Source organism: Streptomyces sp. NRRL F-5122 (assembly GCF_001507435.1).
Lineage (GTDB): Bacteria > Actinomycetota > Actinomycetes > Streptomycetales > Streptomycetaceae > Streptomyces > Streptomyces lannensis.
Map to the genome: position 1 here is coordinate 99,674 of NZ_LMWH01000254.1, position 23,606 is coordinate 123,279.

General features: G+C 70.2%; 16 protein-coding genes and 3 tRNA genes. 13 read left to right on the plus strand and 6 right to left on the minus strand.

What is annotated here, in order from left to right:
- The first annotated feature begins 284 nt into the window (after positions 1-284).
- The 4 genes from ADL25_RS32350 (at position 285) to ADL25_RS32365 (ending at position 5,083) form a co-directional block, all read left to right on the plus strand.
- The gene (locus ADL25_RS32350) at positions 285-1,733 is read left to right on the plus strand and encodes an acyl-CoA synthetase (RefSeq protein WP_059131447.1); all 1,449 of its coding nucleotides are present in this window, start codon (positions 285-287) and stop codon (positions 1,731-1,733) included.
- On the plus strand, positions 1,726-3,072 hold the full coding sequence (locus ADL25_RS32355; protein ID WP_059131448.1) for a carboxyl transferase domain-containing protein: 1,347 nt from the start codon (positions 1,726-1,728) through the stop codon (positions 3,070-3,072). Before ADL25_RS32350 ends, ADL25_RS32355 begins: the two co-directional genes overlap by 8 nt.
- A gap of 233 nt (positions 3,073-3,305) precedes the next feature.
- The gene (locus tag ADL25_RS32360) at positions 3,306-4,343 is read left to right on the plus strand and encodes a rod shape-determining protein (RefSeq protein WP_059131449.1); all 1,038 of its coding nucleotides are present in this window, start codon (positions 3,306-3,308) and stop codon (positions 4,341-4,343) included.
- A 296-nt stretch (positions 4,344-4,639) separates the two neighbouring features.
- Positions 4,640-5,083, plus strand: coding sequence for a hypothetical protein (locus ADL25_RS32365; protein ID WP_374203150.1), 444 nt, complete (start codon positions 4,640-4,642; stop codon positions 5,081-5,083).
- Positions 5,084-5,107: 24 nt separating this feature from the next.
- On the opposite strand, the gene ADL25_RS32370 is transcribed toward ADL25_RS32365, so the two are convergent.
- On the minus strand, positions 5,108-5,983 hold the full coding sequence (locus ADL25_RS32370; protein WP_374203148.1) for a DUF4231 domain-containing protein: 876 nt from the start codon (positions 5,981-5,983) through the stop codon (positions 5,108-5,110).
- Positions 5,984-6,269: 286 nt separating this feature from the next.
- On the opposite strand from ADL25_RS32370, the gene ADL25_RS49270 reads away from it, so the two are divergent.
- From ADL25_RS49270 to fxsT, 5 genes are all read left to right on the plus strand, one after another.
- On the plus strand, positions 6,270-6,428 hold the full coding sequence (locus tag ADL25_RS49270; RefSeq protein WP_159045052.1) for a hypothetical protein: 159 nt from the start codon (positions 6,270-6,272) through the stop codon (positions 6,426-6,428).
- 132 nt (positions 6,429-6,560) lie between these two features.
- Positions 6,561-8,522 carry an FxsB family cyclophane-forming radical SAM/SPASM peptide maturase gene (locus tag ADL25_RS32375; protein WP_079050711.1) on the plus strand — a complete coding sequence of 654 codons (1,962 nt, stop codon included), beginning with the start codon at positions 6,561-6,563 and terminating at the stop codon, positions 8,520-8,522.
- Positions 8,515-9,279 carry an aminoglycoside N(3)-acetyltransferase gene (locus tag ADL25_RS32380; protein ID WP_059131451.1) on the plus strand — a complete coding sequence of 255 codons (765 nt, stop codon included), beginning with the start codon at positions 8,515-8,517 and terminating at the stop codon, positions 9,277-9,279. The genes ADL25_RS32375 and ADL25_RS32380 overlap by 8 nt, the downstream gene beginning before the upstream one ends.
- Positions 9,280-9,415: 136 nt before the next feature.
- Positions 9,416-10,747, plus strand: coding sequence for a TIR-like protein FxsC (locus tag ADL25_RS32385; RefSeq protein WP_159045053.1), 1,332 nt, complete (start codon positions 9,416-9,418; stop codon positions 10,745-10,747).
- Positions 10,731-14,657: an FxSxx-COOH system tetratricopeptide repeat protein gene (gene fxsT, locus ADL25_RS32390; RefSeq protein WP_107116765.1), complete on the plus strand. Its 3,927-nt coding sequence runs from the start codon at positions 10,731-10,733 to the stop codon at positions 14,655-14,657. The genes ADL25_RS32385 and fxsT overlap by 17 nt, the downstream gene beginning before the upstream one ends.
- 1 nt (position 14,658) lies before the next feature.
- Here fxsT and ADL25_RS32395 read toward each other — a convergent pair whose 3' ends face one another.
- The 4 genes from ADL25_RS32395 to ADL25_RS32410 form a co-directional block, all read right to left on the minus strand.
- Positions 14,659-15,570: an alpha/beta fold hydrolase gene (locus ADL25_RS32395; RefSeq protein WP_059131452.1), complete on the minus strand. Its 912-nt coding sequence runs from the start codon at positions 15,568-15,570 to the stop codon at positions 14,659-14,661.
- Positions 15,571-15,865: 295 nt separating this feature from the next.
- Positions 15,866-15,939 (minus strand) — tRNA-Ile (locus tag ADL25_RS32400).
- Positions 15,940-16,105: 166 nt separating this feature from the next.
- A tRNA-Asn gene (locus ADL25_RS32405) sits at positions 16,106-16,178 on the minus strand.
- A gap of 5 nt (positions 16,179-16,183) precedes the next feature.
- Positions 16,184-16,256 (minus strand) — tRNA-Asn (locus tag ADL25_RS32410).
- Between the two features lie 165 nt (positions 16,257-16,421).
- Here ADL25_RS32410 and ADL25_RS32415 point away from each other — a divergent pair.
- From ADL25_RS32415 to ADL25_RS32430, 4 genes are all read left to right on the plus strand, one after another.
- Positions 16,422-16,727 (plus strand): hypothetical protein, encoded by a 306-nt coding sequence (locus ADL25_RS32415; RefSeq protein ID WP_059131453.1) that lies wholly within the window; start codon positions 16,422-16,424, stop codon positions 16,725-16,727.
- 117 nt (positions 16,728-16,844) lie between these two features.
- Complete coding sequence (locus tag ADL25_RS32420) at positions 16,845-18,290, plus strand: FGGY family carbohydrate kinase (protein WP_059131454.1); 1,446 nt, start codon at positions 16,845-16,847, stop codon at positions 18,288-18,290.
- Between the two features lie 226 nt (positions 18,291-18,516).
- The gene (locus ADL25_RS32425; RefSeq protein ID WP_059131455.1) at positions 18,517-20,250 is read left to right on the plus strand and encodes an ABC transporter ATP-binding protein; all 1,734 of its coding nucleotides are present in this window, start codon (positions 18,517-18,519) and stop codon (positions 20,248-20,250) included.
- Entirely contained in the window at positions 20,250-22,178 is a 1,929-nt protein-coding gene (locus tag ADL25_RS32430) for an ABC transporter ATP-binding protein (RefSeq protein ID WP_059131456.1), read from the plus strand. The genes ADL25_RS32425 and ADL25_RS32430 overlap by 1 nt, the downstream gene beginning before the upstream one ends.
- Before the next feature lie 35 nt (positions 22,179-22,213).
- Here the strand turns inward: ADL25_RS32430 and ADL25_RS32435 are convergent, their stop codons facing one another.
- Positions 22,214-23,506, minus strand: a complete 1,293-nt coding sequence (locus tag ADL25_RS32435) for an RNA polymerase sigma factor (RefSeq protein WP_059131457.1) — start codon at positions 23,504-23,506, stop codon at positions 22,214-22,216.
- Positions 23,507-23,606: the final 100 nt, after the last annotated feature.

Genomic DNA, 23,606 nt, shown 5'->3' on the forward strand with positions numbered 1-23,606 from the left:
GCCACAACCTTGTTGACCTTCACCTTCGGTGAAGCCACGGCAGCCGTCGACGGAACGGGGAACGGCCGCAGGGGCGGGGTGCGCCGAGATCCGCCACGTCGACCGGCCGCGCATCGGTCGAACAGCGGCGGGCCCCGGGCAGGGCACGGTCGCAGGCATGCGCGGACCGGTACCTGCCGTGGTGGGATGAGGCGTCCGTCACCGCGGGGAAGGGTTTTCGCCCGCCGTGATGTAGGAACGGTCCTTGAGTCCGTACGTCCGCTTCGAGCCCAGGAGTACCCCGCGTGTCCTCCCTCTTTCCGGCCCTGACCGAGCCCTCGGCCGGGCGGCGGCCCGCCCTGCGCTTCGGTGAGCGGGCCCTGACGTACGCGGAGCTTGCCGCGGCGGCCGGCGCGCTCGCCGGGCGGATCGGCGGTGCGGGAAGGGTGGCCGTGTGGGCCACGCCGTCCTTGGAGACCGCCGTCGCGGTGGTGGCCGCGCTGACCGCCGGTGTGCCCGTCGTACCGCTCAACTCGAAGTCCGGGGAGAAGGAGCTGGGACACATCCTTTCGGACAGTGTCCCGTCCATGGTGCTGACCGCTCCGGGCGACGAACTCCCCCCACCGGTGGGCGCGTTGGAGCGCATGACGGTCGATGTGCACGGCTCCGGCGCGTACGCGCCCGCCGAGGTGGACGAGGAGAGCCCGGCCCTCGTCGTGTACACCTCCGGAACCACCGGACCGCCCAAGGGCGCCGTCATCCCCCGCCGTGCCGTGGCCGCCACCCTCGACGCGCTCGCGGACGCCTGGGAGTGGACCGGGGACGACGTGCTGGTGCAGGGGCTGCCCCTGTTCCATGTGCACGGTCTGGTGCTCGGTGTGCTCGGCCCGCTGCGGCGCGGCGGATCCGTGCGGCACCTGGGCCGCTTCAGCACCGCGGGTGTGGCGCGCGAGCTGGGCGCGGGCGCGACCATGCTGTTCGGGGTACCGACGATGTACCACCGGATCGCGGAGACGCTGCCGGGCGACCCCGCCCTCGCCGAGGCGCTGGGCCGGGCCCGGCTGCTGGTCTCCGGGTCCGCCGCGCTGCCGGTGCACGACCACGCGCGGATCGCCGCCGCGACCGGCCGCCGGGTCGTCGAGCGGTACGGGATGACGGAGACCCTGATGAACACGAGCGTGCGCGCCGACGGGGAGGCGCGCCCGGGCACGGTCGGCGTGCCGCTGCCCGGTGTGGAGCTGCGGCTCGTCGAGGAGGACGGCTCGCCCATCGCGGGTGACGACGGGGAGACGGTGGGCGAGATCCAGGTCCGCGGCCCGAACCTGTTCACCGAGTACCTCAACCGTCCCGACGCCACCACCGCGGCGTTCACCGCCGACGGCTGGTTCCGCACCGGCGACATGGCGGTCCGCGAGGCCGACGGGTACGTGCGCATCGTGGGCCGCAAGGCCACCGACCTCATCAAGAGCGGCGGCTACAAGATCGGTGCGGGCGAGATCGAGAACGCGCTGCTGGAGCACCCGGGGGTGCGGGAGGCGGCCGTCACCGGGGAGCCCGACGAGGACCTCGGCGAGCGGATCGTCGCATGGGTGGTGCCGGCGGACGCCGGTGACCCGCCCGGCGCGGAGGAGTTGGCCGACCATGTGGCGCGGCGGCTCGCCCCGCACAAGCGCCCACGCGTCGTGCACTACCTCGACGCCCTGCCCCGCAACGACATGGGGAAGATCATGAAGCGGGTGCTGGGCGATGCCTGACCGCCCGACCGCACGGCAGGCCCTCGCCCTCCTCACCGACGACTTCGCCGAACTCCCCCACCCGGCCGGGACCTCCTGGCCCGACGGCCCGCTGGAGTGGGCCGGCTACGACGCCTCGCGTGCCCGCGCCGCCGCCCGCACCGGCGAGGACGAGTCCGTGGTCTGCGGACACGCGACCGTCGGCGGCACCCCGGCCGTGCTGATCGCGTTCGAGTTCGGCTTCCTCGGCGGCTCCCTCGGCGAGCGCACCGGCGACCGGCTGGAGGCGGCGCACCTCCACGCCCGTGAGCACCGGCTCCCGGTCGTCTCGCTGGTCGCGACCGGCGGCAGCCGGATGCAGGAGGGCATGCTCGCGCTCACCCAGCTCCAGCGCGTTGCCCGGCAGTCGGCGCTCACCCGCGCCGCCGGCCTGCCACAGCTCTCCGTCCTGCGGGACCCGACGACCGGCGGCGGCTGGGCCACGCTGGGCGCGGGCGCCGACGTGGTGCTGGCCCTGCCGGACGTCCAGGTGGGGTTCGCCGGCTCCCGGGTGCGCCCTGCGGACGCGGACCCGGCGGCGTACACGGCGCAGGCGCAGCTGGCGGCGGGCACGGTCGACGCCCTCGTACGGCCCGAGGAACTGCGGGACACGGTGGGCCGATGGCTCGGTCTGCTCACCGCGTCGTCGTCCGACCCCGCCCCGGTGCCCGGGGCGCTCGGCCGGGTGGACCTCCCGGCGACCGGCTGGGACGCCGTCCGGCGCGCCCGCGACCCCCTCCGGCCACGGGCGCAGGCCTACCTGGACGCCTACTTCACCCGGCGGGTGGCCCTCGGCGGCGACCGCTGCGGTGGCCGCGACGAGGGCATGCTGTGCGGTTTCGGCTCCCACGACGGCCGTACGATCGCCTACGCCGCACAGACCGGCACCGCGACCCGCCCCGCGGGATACCGCACGGCCGCCCGGCTGATCCGGCTGGCGGACGCGCTGTCGATCCCCGTGCTGACGCTGGTGGACACACCGGGCGCCGCCAACGACGCGGAGGCCGAGCGGCACGGCGCGGGCACCGCCATCGCGGACCTGTTCGCCGCGGTCGCCACCGCCCGTACGCCGCTCACGACGCTGGTGATCGGCGAGGGCGGCTCCGGCGGCGCCCTGGCACCGGCCGCACCCGGCAACACCTGGGTCACCCCCGACAGCTACTTCTCCGTCATCGCGCCGGAGCTCGCCGCCGCGATACTCAAGCGCCCGGCGCACGAGGTGCGGGCCACGGCGGACCAGCTCCGGCTGCGCCCCCAGGACCTGGTGGCCCTGGGGGTCGTACGCGGGATCGTCGGCGGAGACACCGCGCCGGCCGGATGATCTCCCGGGCCCGCTCCGCCCCGGCGGGCGCCGCGCGCGCGGCGCCCTCGCGGCCCGGCACGGCCCGGCCGGCACACGGACTTCCGGGGCACCCGGCGCGCCCGAGATCACTCGCCCGGAGCCGCCCCGCCCGGCCCACCTCGAGAGGCGCGGTCCCCGCCCGCGGCACACGATGGGGGAGGAGAGGCCCGCCGCCCGGCGGCCACCCGCGGCCTGTTTCGGAAGGTACCGCCATGACCGTGAGTCTGGACCAGCTGCGCCGTTGCCATTTCGCCGTCGACCTGGGGGCGGCCCGGACCCGTGTGTACGTCAAGGGTGCCGGGCTGGTGGTGGATCAGCCCAGCGCTGCCGCCGTCAACACGCGGAACGGTGCGCTGATAGCGGTCGGTGAACTCGCCGAGAAGATGACGGGACGCACGCCTTCGTACATCCGGGTGGTACGGCCCGTCTCCGGCGGCACGGTCGTGGACATCGAGATGGCCCAGCGCATGCTGCGCCATCTGCTCGGCGAGAGGCTGCGCCGCAAACTGCGCCGCAAGCCCCGGCTGCGGGCCGCCGCCTGCACCCCGCACGACGCGGACCCGCTGGCCCAGCGCGCGGCCATCGAGACCCTCGTCGGACTGGGGGCCCGGAGGGTGGAGCTCGTGGACACGCTCGTGGCGGCCGCCGTCGGCTGCGGCCTGCCCGTCGAGCAGGCCGAGGCTTCCATGATCATGGTGTGCGGTGCGGCCGCCACCCAGATCGCCGTTCTGTCGCTGGGCAACATCGTCACGGCCGAGCGGGTCCCGGTGGGCGGCGAGGCGGTCGACCACGCGATCGTGCAGCACCTGCGCCACGAACACGCGTTGATGCTGCCGAGTCAGTCGGTACGGCCGCTGCAGGTCGCCCTCTCCGGCAACGGGCTGACCCCGCACGGACCCGCGGCCACCGAGATCCAGGGCCGGGACGTGGCGACCGGTCTCGCCCGTTCGGTGCTGGTCGACACCGCCGCCGTGCGGATCGCCATCCAGACCCCGCTGACCGCCGTCCTCGACGGCATCGGCAAGGTGCTCCGGGACTGCCCGCCCGACCTGGTGGCCGACCTGGCGGACCGGGGGATCATGATGGTCGGCGGCAGCGCCCTGCTGCCGGGCCTGGACCAGATGCTCCGCCAGGCGACCGGCATGCCCGTGCACATCGCCGAACGCCCGGACATCTGCGCGGTCCAGGGCCTGGGCGCGATGCTCGAGGGCAGAATCCAGCCGCTGGTACTGAATCCGCTGGCGGCCTGACGTCGTCAGGGGCCGGGCCCGTCCGCGGCACCCCGGCCCCGAAGACGCCCCGTACATGCGCCCGGCCCTGCGCCGGGCCTGCCGCCATGCGCCCTGCGCACCGGGGTGTGCTCACGTACGGCGATGGGGAGGACGTATCCGTGACTGGAACCGGTACGACCGACGCCGCCGCGCGACGCGCCACCACCCCTCGGCACACCGCCGCAGGGTTCACCGTCGCGCCCCGGACTCCTCCGTCCCCCCGTTCCTCCACCCGGACCCGCGTCACCCGCATCGGCGTCACCGGCCACAGGTCGATCCCGGCCGCCGTCCTGCCGTCCGTACTGTCCGGCATGCGCCGGCAACTCAGCGCCGAGGGACGCCTGGAGGCCCTCAGCAGCCTGGCGGCGGGCGCGGACCAGCTCTTCGCCGACATCGCCCTGGCCAACGGCGTACCGGTCACGGCCGTGATCCCGGGCATGGACTACGAGGCCCATCTCGGGGACGCCGAGGTCCAGGTGTCGTACCGACGACTGCTGGAGTGCTGTGCGGCACGCGTCGATCTGCCGAGGGAATCCACCCACGAGGAGGCGTACTACGCGGCAGGCCGCTGGATCGTGGACCACGCGGACCTCCTGATCGCCGTCTGGGACGGCTGCCCCGCACGCGGCCTGGGTGGCACCGCCGATGTGGTTGCGTACGCACGCAGAGCGGGAGTACCGGTGACCGTGCTGTGGAGCCCAGGCGTCCTTCGACGCTGACCCCACGGCACCGGACGGCAGGATTCAGGATCCGAATCGCACCAGCCAGTCCGTGTGCTGCGGACTGACCAGCCGCTCGGCTTCGGCGACCGCCTCGGCCCATCCCTCCTCGGTGACCGTCGTACCCATCACGACCCGCAGGGTGTCGAGGTCCTGCTCGATGAGCGAATGGGCATACGTCAGCGGACGATGCCGACGCACCTCCTGCCAGGCCACGCCAGCCGCGGCACTCGCGCTGAGCAGACCCGCGAAGTCCCAGTTCCCGATCACGCCGAAGGCCCTGAGCGTGGCCGCGAGCAGCGCGAGGGACGTCAGTGAGGCCGTGACCGAGGACCAGCGCACCGACGCGCGATGGGCCTGGGACGCCCGGTTGCCGTACCAGATCAACTGCTCCAGAACCCGGTCCCGCAGGTAGATGTCCCGTCGTGCCTCGAACGATTTGGCGCGCACCGCGCGCATCCGGGACGTGATCTGCCCATCTCTGTACGCGCCGTCCCGGGAGTCCCTCCAGCCCAGCTTCCGGAGCTCGCGCAGCCGCTCCTCCAAGCGGTCGGTGAACAGCCCCTCGGGATTCGCGACCCGGGAGTGGAAGGGGCCTCCGTGGACCATGTACTGCCAGGCGAGGGATTTGAGGGTCTCTGCAGCCGCCCGGTGGGCCTGCCAGTGGGCACGCGCGCGGCGGCGCGAGGTGTGCACTCCGATGACGGTCGTCAGGGCATACAGCACGGCGGCACACCCCGAGGCGATTTGACTGTGCAGGTGCTCCGCCAGTGCGGCGGCCGCCGTGGCGAGCAGCAGAACGATCAGCTGGGTGCGGACGGCGCGGATCGATTCACTCTGACGGGCCAACGCACGCCGGTCATTGTCCAGAAAAAGCGGTGGTAAGTCCGCATCGCCTATGGTCGTGCTCGGTCCCGTACCCCTCACGATGGCACCTCGCGTGGTCGACGGCCTCCATCTTGGCGGCACCGACCGAGGGAGTTCCAGGCCCGTGAATGGACTTCTGAAGGGCCGATGCATCGCGCCTGGTGTATGTTTCGCCTAACAGACCCTCAGCTGGGGTCGGGCTGTCTCAAGTCCCAAAAGTCGAACTCATGCGCAGCAACCCTGTGGCAGCGACCTCTGTGACGGGAGGCCGCCGGTTCACCTCCCGCGCGTTCGACGCACAGAACAGAACGAGGCCGTCATGATCCTTCAGGTAAAAACGAGCGGTACCCCCATCTCCCGCAGGGAGCCGAAGCAGCACACCCCGCTCTCTGCCACCGCGCACCGCGAGGCCACCGCCCGGTCGGCGGACCGGCGGGACACCCCGGTGAAGACCGCCACCTTCAACTCGTCGATCTGACTACGCAGCCGAAGGGCTGGGTGCGTCCTCACGTTCTCCGTGCGCGGGAGTACACCCGCACCGCCAAGCGGGTCACCAACGCGCCTTTTGCACTAGCGGGTTGGCTCGGCCCAGCCTTTCGAACCGACTAAGGTGCGAGCAGTGACGACTGCGCCCGCATTACAGCAACTGGTCCTCAAGGTCCATTCCAGATGTGACCTGGCGTGCGATCACTGCTACGTCTACGAACACGCCGACCAGAGCTGGACCCGGCGCCCCAAGATCATCTCTCAGGACACCGTCAGGCAGGTCGCTCACAGTCTCGCCACCTACGCCAAGGAACGCGAACTTGCCACCGTCTCGGTGATCCTGCACGGCGGGGAGCCCCTTCTCGTTGGCCCCCTCCGGTTACGCGGCATCTGCGAAGCGCTCACCACGGCTCTCGCCCCTGTGACCGCACTCGATCTGCGCATTCACACCAACGGCGTGCAGCTGGGACCGCGCCACCTCGAGGTCTTCCGGGAGTTCGACGTCAAGGTCGGCATCTCCCTGGACGGAGACCGTGCCGCGAATGACCGCCATCGCCTGGACCGCAGAGGCCGCAGCAGTTATGACCGGGTCCTGCGAGCCGTCGAGTTGCTACGGACCCCGGAGAACCGGCACCTGTTCGCCGGGCTGCTGTGCACCGTGGACGTGGAGAACGACCCCGTCGCCGTGCACGACGCCCTGACCGCGCTCGATCCACCACGTATCGACTACCTGCTCCCCCATTCCACTTGGGACAATCCACCTCCTCGAACCGACGGATCGCCGACGCCCTACGCCGACTGGCTGTTGGCCGTGTTCGATCGCTGGGAACAGCAGGGCCGAAAGGTACCGGTGCGGATCTTCGAGTCCGTGCTCAGCACCCTGGGCGGCGGACCCAGTCTGACCGAGGCACTGGGACTCGCCCCGTCCGATCTCGCGGTTGTGGAAACCGACGGCACATTCGAACAGGCAGACTCCCTCAAGACGGCCTACGACGGCGCGGCGGAAACCGGCTACGACGTCCTCCAGCACAGCTTCGCGGAGTTGGCGGATCACCCCGGCGTACGGAAACGGCAGCTCGGCATCGACGGGGTGAGCGACACCTGTCGGGCGTGTCCGGTCGTCGAGTCCTGCGGCGGCGGCCTCTACGCGCACCGATACAGCAGCAGCCGCGGATTCGACAACCCGTCCGTGTTCTGCGAGGACCTGCGCGCCTTCATCGAAGGAGTGACCGAACGGGTCGAGAGCAAAGCAGCCGCCGTCCGAAGGGGCGGTGAGTTGCGGTTCTCGTACGTCGAATTGAGCCGACGCCTGATCACCGGTCAGCTCGAGCGGCTCGTCGCCCTTCCCGGCGGCGAGGAGGCTTGGCGCCTGCTGGCCCGGTTGGACGCCGACGAGCGGAGCCGCCCACATGTCGACGCGGTCCTCGGCCATCCCTATCTCCTGTCCGTCCTCAGCAGTCTTTGGCTGCTTCCCGGTGGAAACGCCCTGCTCATGGCGCTCACGGCGGCCGCGGCCGTACGAGCGGGAACGGCCGCTACGCTCTCCTGGGACCAGCCCCACCGCGAACTGCACCTCCCCACGCTCGGGACCGTGACGCTCCCCGAGCCCGGCCGCGTCGAACTCACGGTGACCGATGAAGGTTTCCAAATCCGCAGTGAGACGGACACGGAGCCCGGAAGATGGCGCCCCCTGGGGAGCGTCGAACTCGCCGACGGCACGTCCTTGCTCGTGGACGACGCCGATCCGTTGCGCCGCGACTCCTACTCCGTTCCCGTGGCCCCTCCGCTGGCACCCGCGGACCTCGACGCGTTTCGCGAACGGGTGCGAGCGGCCTTCGGCCTGTTGGAGGCCCATAGGCCCGGCCGGCTCGACGACGGCGACATGCTGGACGTCACGACCGTCACACCGCTCGCGCCGGGCGCCGGACTACGGCTCGGCAGTCACGGCTACGCGGCGCTGGGCCTCGCCGTCGACTTCTCCCCGGAGGAGTTCGCACGCGAACTGCCCGGCCTGAGGCGACGGATCCTTCCAGCCGCCCCTGATCGGGTGACCGGCCCCGGACGGGAGACGGTCCCTCATGCCTGAGAGAGACCGACTCACGCGTTCCTTGACCCGGTTGGGCATTCGGCGCGGAGGTGTACTCATGGTGCATTCCTCCTTGCGGGGCAGCGGGCTGCGCGACCGCGAAGTCCTGCACGCCCTGCGCAAGGCAGTCGGACCGCACGGCACACTTGTCGTTCCCGCCTTCACCCCCGAGAACTCCGACACCTCCACCGCCCACCAGGCGCTCGTCGCCGGCATGACGGACCGGGACGTCGTTGCGTTCCGGGAGTCCATGCCCCCCTTCCTGCCGGACACGACCCCATGTCCGTCGATGGGTGTGCTCGCCGAATGCGTACGGACCACGCCCGGCGCTGTACGCAGCGCACATCCGCAGACCTCCTTCGCCGCGCTCGGCGCTCGTGCCCGCGAACTGATGGCGGACCACCACCCCCACTGCCATCTCGGGGAGCGCTCGCCCCTGGCCCGGATGTACGAAGCCGACGCCCAAGTGCTCCTGCTCCGCGTGGGGTTCGGCGTATGCAGCGCCTTCCATCTGGCCGAGTACCGGATGGTCCCGCCACCGCCGTCGCGACTGTACCGCTGTGTGGTCCAGGACAAGGGCAACTGGATCACCTACGAGGACCTCACGCTGAACGACGCGGACTTCGCCGAGGTCGGGGCGACCCTCCCGGGTGAGCTGCTCTCCGTCGACACGGTGGCGGAGAAGCCCGTCATGGTGTTCGCCATGCGGTCGGCAGTCGACCACGCGCGACGCGCGTTGACCGAAATTCGGCGATGAATGGCCCGAAAGAAGCCCCGCTTATCAGGGCCTCGTCAGGCACATTTGATTACTCCCGGTGGGACGGTGAGAGCAGCGCCCGCTGGAGGGACGACATGCCGTCGGTGAGCGAACCGGCCGGCAGGCGGGGGGTCGTGTGGATTACTCGGGCCGGGGCTGGCTGTCCGACACCAGGCCCTACTTCTTCCTGAGTTACGCCCACACACCGGCATGGGGCCCGAGCCGCGGCGACCCCGATCACTGGGTCTACGTCCTCTACAAGGACCTGTGCGACAACATCATGCACCTCACCGACCTGCCCGCCGGCGCGTCGGCCGGGTTCATGGACCGGGAGATGCACTCCGGAGACGGCTGGCCCGAGAAACTAGCCGAACATCTCGCGATCTGCCGGGTCTTCGTACCGCTGTTCTCGCCGCGGTACTTCACAAGCGAGATGTGCGGCCGTGAGTGGTATGCCTTCAACGAGCGGATACTACGCGCCCGGGCCGCCGGCGCCGGCAACCTTCCCGCCATCGTCCCGGCCCTGTGGGCGCATGTGGGCTACGACCAGCTCCCGGAGTCCGTGCGGCACATCCACGTCGACCACGCTGCCTTCGGAGCGCGCTACGCGGACGAGGGGATCTACAGCCTCATCAAGCTGAACCGGCTGCGCGACGAGTACGAGGAAACCGTGATGCAGTTGGCCCGGCGCATCGTCCAGGTCGCCCACGACTCTCCGCTGCCCTCCTGTCAGCCGCGCCGCTACGAGAACACGCCCAGCGCGTTCAAACCGCGCGGCGAGGGTCCTCGGAGCATCCATCTCACCGTCGCCGCACCCACCCTCCACACCATTCCGGAGCACCGCGACCGTCGCCCCTACGGCGAGCATCCCCATGACTGGAACCCCTATCCGGAGGAATCCGCCAGAGCCCTGCCCGGTCTGGCCGAAGAACTCATCCGCTCCCTTGACTACCGGGTCACCGTGGCATCCTTCGACGACGAGGACACCGGACCCGAGCCCCTCGCCTCACCCGAGGACGACAAGCCGCCGGGCCGGCCCGGGATCCTCCTGGTCGACCCCTGGGCGCTCGACGACGAGGAGCGGTGCCGCAGGCTCTCCGCCTTCGACACCAACACACGCCCATGGATCAACGCCGTCGTTCCCTGGGATCGCTCCGACCTGCAGTGCCAGAGCGAGGAAGGCAAGCGGCTCACCGACAAGCTGGAGCGGACCCTGCCGCTGACCCTGGACCGGGGCCGGCGTACCGACTGCCGGATCGCCGTCAACGGCGTGCCCACGCTGACGGCGTTCACCGATGTCCTGCCCAAGGTCGTGGCACACGCCACGAAACAGTTCTTCAAGCACGCGACACCGCACCCGGTTGCCGGGCCGCACGTCCCGAGACCCCGTCTGACGGGACCGACGCCCTCGACACTCCCGCACGCGCGGGACACCACGATGGAGGAGAAGCATGGCCGCGGCTCCTGACGGACGCATCATCACCTTCTACTCGTACAAAGGTGGTACCGGACGGACCATGGCGCTGGCCAACACGGCCTGGATCCTCGCCGCCAACGGCAAGCGCGTGCTCGCCGTGGACTGGGATCTGGAGGCGCCCGGCCTCCACCGCTTCTTCCACCCGTTCCTCGACCCGGACGTGCTGGCCTCCACCACGGGTGTCATCGACATCATCACCGAATTCCACTGGGCCGCCACGACCGGGGCGCCGCGCACCGGCGACTGGCACCGCGGTTACGCACGCGTCCAGCAGCACGCCGTCTCGCTCCACCCCGAGCGGCTCGGCTGGATCTTCCCGGACGGCGGCAGCCTCGACTTCCTCTCCGCCGGACGCCAGGACCGGGCATACTCGGCGACGGTCTCCTCCTTCGAGTGGGACAACTTCTACGAACGCCTGGGCGGAGGCCAGTTCCTCGACGCCCTGCGCGACGACATGAAGGCCAACTACGACTACGTCCTCATCGACAGCCGCACAGGTCTGTCGGACAGCGCGGACATCTGCACCATGCAGATGCCCGATGTCCTCGTGGACTGCTTCACCCTCAGCGATCAGTCGCTCGAGGGTGCCGCCGCCGTGGCCCGCAGTGTCGAGGAGGGATATCGCCAGCACGACGTGCGAGTGCTGCCCGTTCCCATGCGCATCGACGAGGGCGAGAAGGAGAAGGTCGACGCCGGCCGCGCCCTGGCCCGGCTCAAGTTCGACGGGCTGCCCAAGGGGCTCAACGGCGAGGAACTCACCCGCTATTGGGGCGCAGTCGAGATCCCGTACCGGCCCTATTACGCCTATGAGGAGACCCTCGCCACCGTCAGCGACGAGAAGGGCCTCGCCAACTCCCTGCTGTCCGCCTTCGAGCGGCTCACCGGAGTGATCTCGGAGGGCGAGATCAGCTCGCTGCCCGCCGTGCCGGAACCGGTGCGGCTGCGCTGCAAGGAGGCCTACGTACGGCGCCGGCCGCTCGCCAAGGTCGCAGAGGTCGTCATCGCCTACGTCGCGGAGAACCGGATGTGGGCCGAGTGGACGGAATCCGCCCTCATCCGGTCCGGATGCAACGTCACATTACGCGATGTGTCGGCCGCGCCCCTCGAACGTCCGGACGGCGGGACCCGCACCCTCGTCCTGCTCTCCACGCCGTTTCTCAACTCCCGTCACGCTCAGGGCTCCTGGCGGGTGCTCACCGACACTTCGGTGAGCGGGGCGTCGGCGCCGTTCGTGCCGCTGCGCGTCGACGACGCACGGCTGCACTCCTCGCACCTGGAGTACAACCCCGTCGACCTGCACCGCCTCGACGAGGCACACTGTGCCGCCAGTCTGCTGCGCGCCCTCGAACTGCCCGCGCAGCCGCTGGACCCGGGCCCCGCCGGCCCCCGCTTCCCGGGCAGCGTGCCGCGGATCTGGAACGCGCCCCAGCGCAACGTCGCCTTCACCGGCCGCAGCATGGTCCTGGAGAGGCTGCGCGACCAGCTGGGTGGCGGCAGCATGTCCGTGGTGCTGCCACTGCCGCAGTCACAGGCGCTGTTCGGGCTCGGCGGAGTAGGCAAGACACAGCTGGCCAACGAGTACGTGCACCGGTTCATGGCGGACTACGACCTGGTGTGGTGGATATCGGCCGAACACAGCGACAATGTGGTGTCCTCCCTCGCCGAACTCGCCGTCCGGCTCGGCGCTCCCGCGGGCGACGACATGTCCATGGCCTGCCAGGAGGCGCTCCAGCGCCTCGGCCGTGGCACACCGGGACGCTGGATTCTGGTCTTCGACAACGCCGATGACCCCGAGGACCTCAAGCCGTACTTCCCCGAAGGCGGCGGCGGGCACATCCTGATCACCTCTCGAAACCAGTCCTGGGCCCAGCAGGGGCCTTCGCTGCCCATCGACGTGTTCCTCCGCGAGGAGAGCGTCGAGCACCTGATACGCCGGGCCAGGAGCCTGACGCCCGAAGACGCCGACCGGGTGGCGACAGCCGTCGGAGACCTGCCGCTGGCCGTCGCCCAGGCCGCGGCATGGCTGGCCGAGACAGCCATGCCCATCGACGACTATCTGGAGCAGCTCGCCCACCAGACGGCCGACGTCCTCGCCCTCAACCAGCCCGCCGACTACCCACAGCCCGTCGCCGCGACGTGGAACATCTCCATCGCCCGCCTGCGAGAGAGGTCACCTGCCTCGGCCCGCCTCCTGGAGCTGTGCGCCTTCATGGCTGCCGAGCCGATCGCCGCCCAACTGCTCTACAGCAAGGAGATGATCGACGCGCTCAAGCCGTACGATCCCGCGCTCCAGGAAAAGCTCGTCCTCGGGCGGGTCATCCGGGAGATCGGACGGTTCGCGCTCGCCAAGATCGACTCGATGGGCACCAGCATCCAGGTGCACCGCCTCGTCCAGGCCGTCATCCGCTCCCAGCTCACCGAGGAGCAGCAGGAGGAGACGCGCCGGGTGGTACACACCGTGCTCGCCGGCGCACGTCCCGACGAGGACGAGCCGATCGACGACCCGGCGACCTGGCCCCGGTTCGACCTCATCTGGCCCCATCTGGACGCCTCGGGTGCCCGCAACAGCGCCGAGCCCGAGACCCGGCGGCTGATGATCGACCGGGTCCGCTACCGCTGGAAGCGTGGTGACTTCGCGCGTGCCCTGCAGCTCGCCGAGGAGTTGCTGGCCGACTGGAAGGATCTGCTGGGCGAGGACGATGTGCAGTATCTGTACCTGCGCTGCCAGCTGGCCAACGTCCAACGTTCGCAGGGGCGTTACGTCGAGGCGCGGGCGATCGACGAGGAACTGCTGGAGCGGCAGCGTTCCGTGCTCGGCGAGGACCATCCGCACACGTATGTGACCACCTCGAGTCTCGCCAGCGACCTGGCCGCGCTGGGCGACTACCGGGACGCCGTGGAACTGGCCCGCAACGCGCACGACGGATTCAGCCAGATATTCCACGAATCCCATCCGCGCACGCTCAGCGCCGCCAACAACCTCGCCCTCGCCCTGCGCATGGTGGGCCGTTACGGCGAGGCCCGCGCCCTCGACCAGGACGTCCTCGACCGCCGTATGGAGGTCCTCGGGCCCGATCACATCTACACGCTCGCTTCAGCGGCGTCACTCGGTCGTGACCTGCGCGAGGTCGGCCGCTACGACGAGTCCGTCTCGCTGCTGTCCCGGACGTACGAGGCGCACAAGCGAATCCTGGGCAAGAGCTTCCCCGGAACCCTGGCATGTGCCAAGTCGCTCGCGGTGTCTCTGCGTCGGGCCGGCCAGTTCGAGGACGCGCGCAGGCTGACTTCGGCGACCCGAGCGCAGTACCGGGCCCAGTACGAGGCCCCGAACCCGGACTCGCTGGCCTGTGATCTCAACATGGCCGCCGACCTGTATGCGGCCGACGACAGGGAAGCGGCGCGCCAAGTGGCCCAGGAAGCGCTGGTGGAGTACATGAAGGTGCCGGGCGAGGCTCACCCCTACACCCAGGCCGCGCTCAACAACCTCGGCATCTTCCACTGGGGCTGCGGTGACGTGCAGGCAGCCGAGGCCGTGTTTCTCCAAGTGCTGCCGCGGATGACGGAGGTGCTCGGCGAACATCATCCGCACACGCTGTTCTCGGGCATCAACTACGCGAATGTGCTTGCCGACATGGGCTCCCTGGAGCAGGCGCGAGAACTGGAGCAGGGAGCCATCGCCTCGCTGCGCACGGTCCTGGGACCGCACCACCCGGAGACTCTGGCCGTGGTGACGAACTTCGCGCTCACACTGGGTGCCCTGGGCCACGAGGAAGAGGCACAAGCCCTGCACGAGGACGCACTGAGGGAGCTGCGCCTGCTGCTGGGCGACGACAACGGGATCACGCGGCTGGCGAGCCAGGACCGCCGGGTCTACCGGGACCTGGAGCCCCTGGCGGTGTGACTCACACCGGGGGCGCGCTGTCGGATCCGAAGTCCGCCATCAACCACTGGAGCACCGTCGGCAGCGCGCTCAGCGCGGCGAAGTGCGCCGCCTCCGGGTCGAGGACCGTGGTGGCCCGAGGGATGCGGGCCGCCAGCCAGGAGGAGTGGGACGCCGGTGAGAAGACGTCGCGTTCGCCGTGCCACAACAGCACCGGCACCCGGATATCGGCCGGATCGAATCCCCAGGGCCGGCACAGGGCGAGGGCGTCGTCGATCCATCCGTAGGCCGACGTCCGAAGCGCCTCACGGTAGTTGTGCAGCATCATCATGCGGATCCCCTTGTCCGAGACGATCAGCCGGTCGGCGTCGGGGAGTTCGCTGCGCAACTCGTCGAGGAGCCGGGCGGGGTCCTTGCGGATGGCGGCGGACCGTGGAATGAGACGGGCCGCGAAGCGCTCGGGATCACGGTCGGCGGTGCGGAACTCGCTGACGTTGGACGGTGCCATCCCCTCGAACCAGTCCAGCCCTTCGGCGTCCCGCGGAGCGAGGCCCACCAGCGCCGCGGCGCGCGTCACCCGGTCGGGCAGCAGCGCGGCACACGCCAGCGCGTGCGGGGCGCCACCGGAGCGGCCTGCCACCGCGAAGCGGTCGAGTGCAAGGGCGTCGGCGACCTCTGCGACGTCCTGGACGCCGTCGACGACCCGGCGGCCGGCCTTGCGGTCGGAACCACCGTATCCGGGCCGGTCGTAACTGATGAGCCAGGCGCCGCGCTGGTAGAGGAACATCGACCGGGGCCGGGGGCCGATACGGCTGCCGGGAGTGCCGTGCAGGAGGAACACCGGGCGACCGCGGGGATCGCCCGCACACTCGACCCGTAACAGCCTCCCGTCGGCCGTCCGCACGTGTTCGAGCGTGCGCACCTGTCCCCGCATGGCGCCCCCTCCCTCGGTCCGCGGACCGGGACCACGCTGCCGGAAGATTGCCCCAAGTCGCAGCCCGCGAAACGAATCACCAGGTCGATCGCGCCTGGTTCGACCGTCTCCGGGCACCTGGAAGGGCGTGTACGAAGCCGTTCTCCAGCGGGGCCGTCCTCGGGTTCCTCCGACCGGGTGCACCTCGAGCAAAACGAACGAAGGCGGCCCCCGGATCTCCTCCAAGAGCCGCAGACTGGACCGGCGTGACGAGCGGAACCGCCGATCGCATCGTTTCTCCACGCGTAGCGTGCGGTGGGGCGGGTGGGACTCGAACCCACGGCCGACGGATTATGAGTCCGCTGCTCTAACCGGCTGAGCTACCGCCCCGTTACGGCGCGTCGCGTACATGTGTACGCGCCGTCTGCCGCAGCATAGCCGCTCATACGATCTCCTGCTTCGGATGGTCGGCTACACATGACCTTGAGGACTCCACCGAGCGGGCGACGGTTCCTGCGGACATGAAAAAGGACCCCTGTGGGGCCCTCGTTCAGCGCTCCCCCGACTGGACTCGAACCAGTAACCTGCCGGTTAACAGCCGGCTGCTCTGCCAATTGAGCTACGGAGGACCGAGCTCCCCCGACTGGACTCGAACCAGTAACCTGCCGGTTAACAGCCGGCTGCTCTGCCAATTGAGCTACGGAGGAATGCATCGTTGCATCGAACGTACCTACCTGGGTATTCGCCAGGGAGCGCGCGCTCGCTGCGACACATACATTAGCGCAAGCAGGGGGGTGCTCCGCCAATCCGTACTCCCCACGACCGATGCCCACGCAAAGGGACGACGCAGACGCAAGGGAAGGGTGGCCGCCATGCGCTATCGGCTCACGTTCGTCGCCGGGCTGTTTCTGGGCTACGTGCTGGGCACACGGGCCGGGCGAGAACGGTACGAGCAGCTGAAGAAGTCGGCCCGCCAGGTCGCGCAGAACCCGGCTGTCCGCAACACGGCCGAGACCGCGGCCCAGCAGGGACGCGAGATCGCAGGCAAGGCGTTCCACGCCGTGAGCGACAAGGTCGGCGACCGGATGCCCGCCTCGGTCGCGGGCCGGGTCCGCTCGCTTCGTGAACGGAATGCGAACGGCAGCGTCGAGGACGACTGGGGCACCAGCAACACCTGATCGCCCCGGGCCGCAGGCTCCGCCCGGCCGGCCGTCGGCATCCGCCGCGCCGGGCGCGCCGTCCCACTCCTCCCGGCGAGGCGCGCCCAGCCCCCTCCGTACGGCAGAATTTCCGCCATGGGGATAGTCGCCGGGTTGGACAGTTCGCCCGATTTCACTCGTATCGTCGTCTGCGACTCGGAAACGGGCGCCGTGCTCAGGCAGGGATACGCGCCGCATCCGGTGGAGGGTGACGGCCGTCCCTCCGACGTCGATCCGCAGGCCTGGCTGCTGTCCCTCGGTGAAGCCGCCGGCGGTGGCCTCCTGGAAGGCGTGCAGGCCATCGGCGTGTCGTCGCAGCAGAACGCGCTGGTCCCGCTCGACTCCCAGGGGGCCACGGTGCGGCCCGCGCTGGTCGGTGGCGACAAGCGGGCGCAGGTCGCGGCGGCCGACCTCATCGACGCGCTCGGCGGACGGCAGGCCTGGGCCGAGGCCGTCGGCTGCGTGCCGCAGGCCGCTCGGCCCGTGACCAAATTGCGCTGGCTCGCCAAGGCCGAGCCCGACAATGCGCGGCGCGCCTCCGTACTCCTGCAGGCCCACGACTGGCTCGTGTGGCAGTTGCTCGGCCGGCCTGTGAGAAGGACCACGGACCGCGGCGGCGCCTCGGGCACGGGGTACTGGTCGGCGGCGACCGGCGCCTACCGTCCCGACCTCGTGGAGCTGGCGCTCGGGCACCAGGCCGGGCTGCCCGAGGTGCTGGGGCCGTCCGAGGCGGCGGGGACGACACCGGAGGGGCTGCTGATCTCCGCGGGCACCGGCGAGACCATGGCCGCCGCCCTGGGCCTCGGCATCGGGCTCGGCGACGCGGTCGTCTCGCTCGGAGCCTCCGGATCGGTGATGGCGGTGCACCCGGAAGCGCTTGTCGACTCCACCGGGATGATCACCTCCCTGGCGGACGCGACGGGAATGCATCTGCCGGTCGTGACCACGCTCAACGCCGTGCGCACCCTGCGCGGAACCGCCGAACTGCTCGGCGTGCCCGACCTGGAGGGCCTGTCCGACCTCGCGATGAAGTCGACGCCGGGCTCCCACGGGCTCGTCCTGCTGCCCTATCTGGAAGGCGAGCGGACCCCGAACCTCCCGCACACCGCGGGCACCCTGGCCGGACTGCGGCGCGAGTCGATGAAGCCCGAGCACCTGGCGCGGGCCGCCTTCGAGGGCATGCTGTGCGGGCTCGCGGACGCGCTGGACGTACTGCGTGGACGCGGGGTCGAGGTCCGCCGGATCTTCCTGCTCGGCGCGGCCGCGGAGCTCTCCGCCGTACAGGCGGCGGCGCCCGCGCTCTTCGGCGTGCAGGTCGTGGTGCCCCAGCCGGCCGACTACGCGGCGATCGGTGCGGCCCGGCAGGCGGCTTGGTCCCTCGGCGTGTCGCAGGGGACCCAGGACCCGCGCACCCCGCCGGTCTGGCAGGGCGCGGTCGCCCAGGTCCTGGAGCCGGGCGACGAACTGGCGGTGGGCCAGGCCGTGCGCCAGCAGTACGTGTCCGTACGGGAGCAGACGCATCCGGGGGCGTTCCGCGCCTAGTGCGGGCTCCGTCGTACGGCTCGCCACGCGTCGTACCCCTGCGGGTGCGTCCGCTACGCCACCTGCCCCGGCCCCGCTCCGTCCGCGGTCCATGACTGAATCCAGGTCAGTAGTTCAGCCGCCGTTGGATAAATCGGTTGAGGTAACGCGGGTGGAATGTTCGACGATAGGGGGTGGTGCAGCACCGGCTGCCACGCCGTCCGCCGACGACTCCGAGAGATCCCGCGTGCTCATACGACTTCTGAGGGCCCACCTGCGCCCGTACAAAAACCCGATCACCCTGCTGGTGCTCCTGCAGTTGCTGCAGACCTGCGCCACGCTCTACCTGCCCACCCTCAACGCGCACATCATCGACAACGGTGTCGTGAAGGGGGACACGGACTACATCCTGACCTTCGGCGGTCTGATGATCGCGGTCTCTCTCGGCCAGGTCCTGTGCAACATGGGCGCCGTCTACTTCGGCGCCCGTACCGCGTCGGCCCTCGGCCGGGACGTGCGGGCCGCCGTCTTCGACCGGGTGCAGTCCTTCTCCTCCCGCGAGGTGGCCCACTTCGGGGCGCCGTCGCTGATCACCCGCACCACGAACGACGTGCAGCAGGTGCAGATGCTGGTCCTGCTGTCGTTCACCCTGATGGTGTCGGCGCCGATCATGTGCGTGGGCGGCATCGTCCTGGCGCTCGGTCTGGACGTGCCGCTGTCCGGTGTGCTGGTCGCGGTCGTGCCGGTGCTCGGCATCTCCGTGACGCTGATCGTGCGCCGGCTGCGGCCGCTGTTCCGCAGCATGCAGGTCCGCCTCGACACGGTGAACCGGGTGCTGCGCGAGCAGATCACCGGCAACCGCGTCATCCGCGCGTTCGTCCGCGACGGCTATGAGAAGGACCGCTTCCGGGGCGCCAACACCGAGCTCACGGACGTGTCCCTGAAGACCGGCCGGACGCTTGCGCTGATGTTCCCCATCGTGATGACGGTGGTGAACCTCTCCTCCATCGCGGTGGTCTGGTTCGGCGCGCACCGCATCGACAGCGGCGGCATGCAGATCGGCGATCTGACGGCGTTCCTCGCCTACCTCATGCAGATCGTCATGTCCGTGATGATGGCCACCTTCATGTTCATGATGGTGCCGCGCGCGGAGGTCTGTGCCGAGCGCATCGAGGAGGTGCTCGGCACGGAGTCGAGCGTCGTTCCGCCCCTCGCACCCGTGTCCGAGCTGCGGCGTCACGGCCACCTGGAGATCCGCGAAGCCGGGTTCCGCTACCCGGGTGCCGAGGAGCCGGTCCTCAAGGCCATCGACCTCGTGGCGCGGCCCGGCGAGATCACCGCCGTCATCGGCTCCACCGGCAGCGGCAAGTCGACCCTGCTCGGTCTGGTGCCCCGCCTCTTCGACGCCACCGAGGGCGAGGTGCTCGTGGACGGCGTGAACGTCCACGAGATCGACCCGAAGCTGCTGGCGCAGACGGTCGGGCTCGTCCCGCAGAAGCCGTACCTGTTCGCGGGCACGGTCGCCACGAATCTGCGCTACGGCAATCCGGACGCGACCGACGAGGAGCTGTGGCACGCGCTGGAGGTGGCGCAGGCCAAGGAGTTCGTGTCGAAACTGGAGAGCGGTCTGGACTCCCCCATCGCCCAGGGCGGGACGAACGTCTCGGGCGGCCAGCGGCAGCGCCTCGCGATCGCCCGCACTCTGGTCCAGCGCCCGGAGATCTATCTCTTCGACGACTCCTTCTCCGCGCTCGACTACGCGACCGACGCGGCGCTGCGCGCGGCGCTTTCACAGGAGACCGCCGAGGCGACGGTGGTGATCGTCGCCCAGCGGGTGGCGACCATCCGTGACGCCGACCGGATCGTCGTCCTCGACGAGGGCCGGGTCGTCGGCACCGGGCGCCATCACGAGTTGATGGCGGACAACGAGACGTATCGGGAGATCGTGCTCTCCCAGCTCACGGAAGCGGAGGCTGCCTGATGGCCGGGCCCATGGGACGCATGATGGCCGGGGGCGGCCCGGACCAGCGCTCGATGGACTTCAAGGGGTCCGGGAAGCGGCTCCTGTCGCTGTTCAAGCCCGAACGCACCCTCATGATCGCGATGCTGGTCTGCGGTGTGCTGAGCGTGGGGCTGTCCGTGATCGGCCCGAAGATCCTCGGCAGGGCGACCGACCTCGTCTTCGCCGGCATCATCGGCCGGCAGATGCCGGCGGGCATGAGCAAGGAGCAGGTCCTCGAGTCCATGCGCAGGCGGGGCGAGGGCGGCATGGCCGACATGCTCTCCGGCACGGACTTCACCCCCGGCAAGGGCATCGACTTCGACGCCGTGGGACGGGTCCTGCTGCTCGCCCTAGTCGCCTTCCTGTTCGCCGGTCTGCTGATGGCGGTCTCCACCCGGCTCTCCAACCGGGCCATCAACAAGACCGTCTACCGCATGCGCGAGGAGGTGCAGGCGAAGCTGTCGCGGCTTCCGCTGTCGTACTTCGACAAGCGGCAGCGCGGCGAGGTGCTCAGCCGCGCCACCAACGACATCGACAACATCGGTCAGACGCTGCAGCAGTCGATGGGGCAGCTCATCAACTCGCTGCTGACCATCGTGGGCGTGCTGATCGTGATGTTCTGGGTGTCGTGGCTGCTGGCGCTGGTCGCCCTGGTGACCGTGCCGCTCTCCTTCGTCGTGGCCACGCGGATCGGCAAGCGCTCGCAGCCCCACTTCGTTCAGCAGTGGCGCACGACCGGCGCGCTCAACGCGCACATCGAGGAGATGTACACCGGGCACACGCTCGTGAAGGTGTTCGGACGCCAGGAGGAGTCGGCCCAACTGTTCGCGGAGCAGAACGACAAGCTCTACGAGGCCGGGTTCAAGGCGCAGTTCAACAGCGGTGTGATGCAGCCGCTGATGATGTTCGTGTCGAACCTGAACTACGTGCTGGTGGCCGTGGTCGGTGGTCTCCGGGTCGCGTCCGGTGCCCTGTCCATCGGTGACGTCCAGGCCTTCATCCAGTACTCGAGGCAGTTCTCGATGCCGCTGACGCAGGTCGCGTCGATGGCGAACCTCGTGCAGTCCGGTGTCGCCTCGGCGGAGCGGATCTTCGAGCTGCTGGACGCGGAGGAGCAGGACGCGGACCCCGAGGAGGGACTGCGGCCGCGGGAACTGCGCGGGCGGGTCGCGCTGGAGGGCGTGTCGTTCCGGTACGACCCCGAGAAGCCGCTCATCGAGGACCTGTCGCTGAAGGTCGAGCCGGGGCACACGGTCGCGATCGTCGGCCCGACGGGCGCCGGGAAGACCACGCTGGTGAACCTGCTGATGCGGTTCTACGAGGTCAGAGGCGGACGAATCACGCTCGACGGGGTCGACATCGCGAAGATGTCCCGGGACGAGCTGCGGGCCTCGATCGGGATGGTGCTCCAGGACACCTGGCTGTTCGGGGGCACGATCGCGGAGAACATCGCCTACGGTGCCGCGCGCGAGGTCACGCGCGGTGAGATCGAGGAGGCGGCGCGCGCGGCGCACGCGGACCGGTTCGTCCGCACGCTGCCGGACGGCTACGACACCGTGATCGACGACGAGGGCACCGGGGTCAGCGCGGGTGAGAAGCAGCTCATCACGATCGCGCGTGCCTTCCTGTCAGACCCGGTGATCCTGGTGCTGGACGAGGCGACGAGTTCGGTGGACACCCGGACGGAGGTCCTGATCCAGAAGGCGATGGCGAAACTGGCGCACGGACGGACGTCCTTCGTCATCGCGCACCGGCTGTCGACCATCCGGGACGCGGACACGATCCTCGTGATGGAGAACGGGTCCATCGTCGAACAGGGCTCGCACAGCGAGCTGCTGGCCGCCGACGGCGCCTACGCGCGGCTGTACAAGGCGCAGTTCGCCCAGGCGGTGGCCGAGGTCGACTGATTCCGGGGGGACCGCCCCGTGCGGGCGGTCCCCTTTCAGTCCAGGTAGCCCCTCAACTGGTCGGCGAAGGCGTGGTCGCGGAGCTTGTTCAGCGTCTTCGACTCGATCTGGCGGATCCGCTCACGGGTCACGCCGAAGATGCGGCCGATCTCCTCCAGCGTGCGGGGGCGGCCGTCGGCCAGCCCGTAGCGCAGCTGCACGACCTTCCGCTCCCGTTCGCCGAGGGTGGAGAGGACCGCTTCCAGGTGCTCCCTGAGCAGCAGGAACGCGGCGGACTCGACCGGGCTCGCGGCGTCGCCGTCCTCGATGAGATCCCCGAGGGCCACGTCGTCCTCCTCGCCCACGGGCGCGTGCAGCGAGACGGGTTCCTGGGCGAGCCTCAGTACCTCGCTGACCCGCTCGCCGGGCAGTTCGAGGTGGGTGGCCACTTCCTCCGGCGTCGGCTCGTAGCCGCGCTCCTGGAGCATGCGGCGCTGGACCCGGATGACCCGGTTGATGAGCTCGACGACATGGACCGGGACGCGGATGGTGCGGGCCTGGTCGGCCAGGGCGCGGGACATCGCCTGGCGGATCCACCAGGTCGCGTACGTCGAGAACTTGTACCCGCGGGCGTAGTCGAACTTCTCGACGGCCCTGATCAGGCCGAGGTTGCCCTCCTGGACGAGGTCGAGCATGGTCAGCCCGCGTCCGACGTAGCGCTTGGCGACCGACACGACGAGCCTCAGGTTGGCCTCGATGAGCCGGCGCTTGGCGACCCGGCCCATGACCACGAGCCGGTCGAGGTCCAGGGCGAGTTCGGTGTCCAGGTCGGGGGTGTTGCCGAGCTTCTCCTCGGCGAACAGACCGGCTTCCACGCTGCGGGCGAGTTCGACCTCCTCCGCGGCCGTGAGCAGCGGGATGCGGCCGATCTCGCGCAGGTACTGCCGGAACAGGTCCGAGGAGGGCCCGCTGGTGTCGGCGCGGCCGCGGAGCGGTTCGGCGGGCTCGGGCGCTTCGGAGACCTCACCGGCGGGTGGCTCCTCGATCTCGGGCGGCTCCTGCGGCTCGTCCTCCGTCTCGGGGTGGTGCGCGGGCCGGCTCTGCGGCGGCACCCCCGCGAGGACGTCGGTCTCCACATCCGGCTCGTCCGTACGGATGTCGGTCTGTGTGAGGGTCTGGGTCTGCACGGGGGCGACCTCCAGGAATGTCGCTGCTGAGGCATGCGGCAGCGGTACGTCGGGGATGGGGCCGGTGGTCCGCCCGCCGGCCATCCCGTAGTCGTTGAGCGGAATCGCGGGGGTGTGGGACCCGCCATGGGCGGGCCGGCCGCGCTCCGGGGACTCAGGCACCGCACCCCAGTGTGGGGTACGACACATCGCTGCCACGAGGGGCGTGCGTCCACTTTTTGCGTCCGGTGCGTGACCGGCCGGTTACTCAGGTCGTTCGACC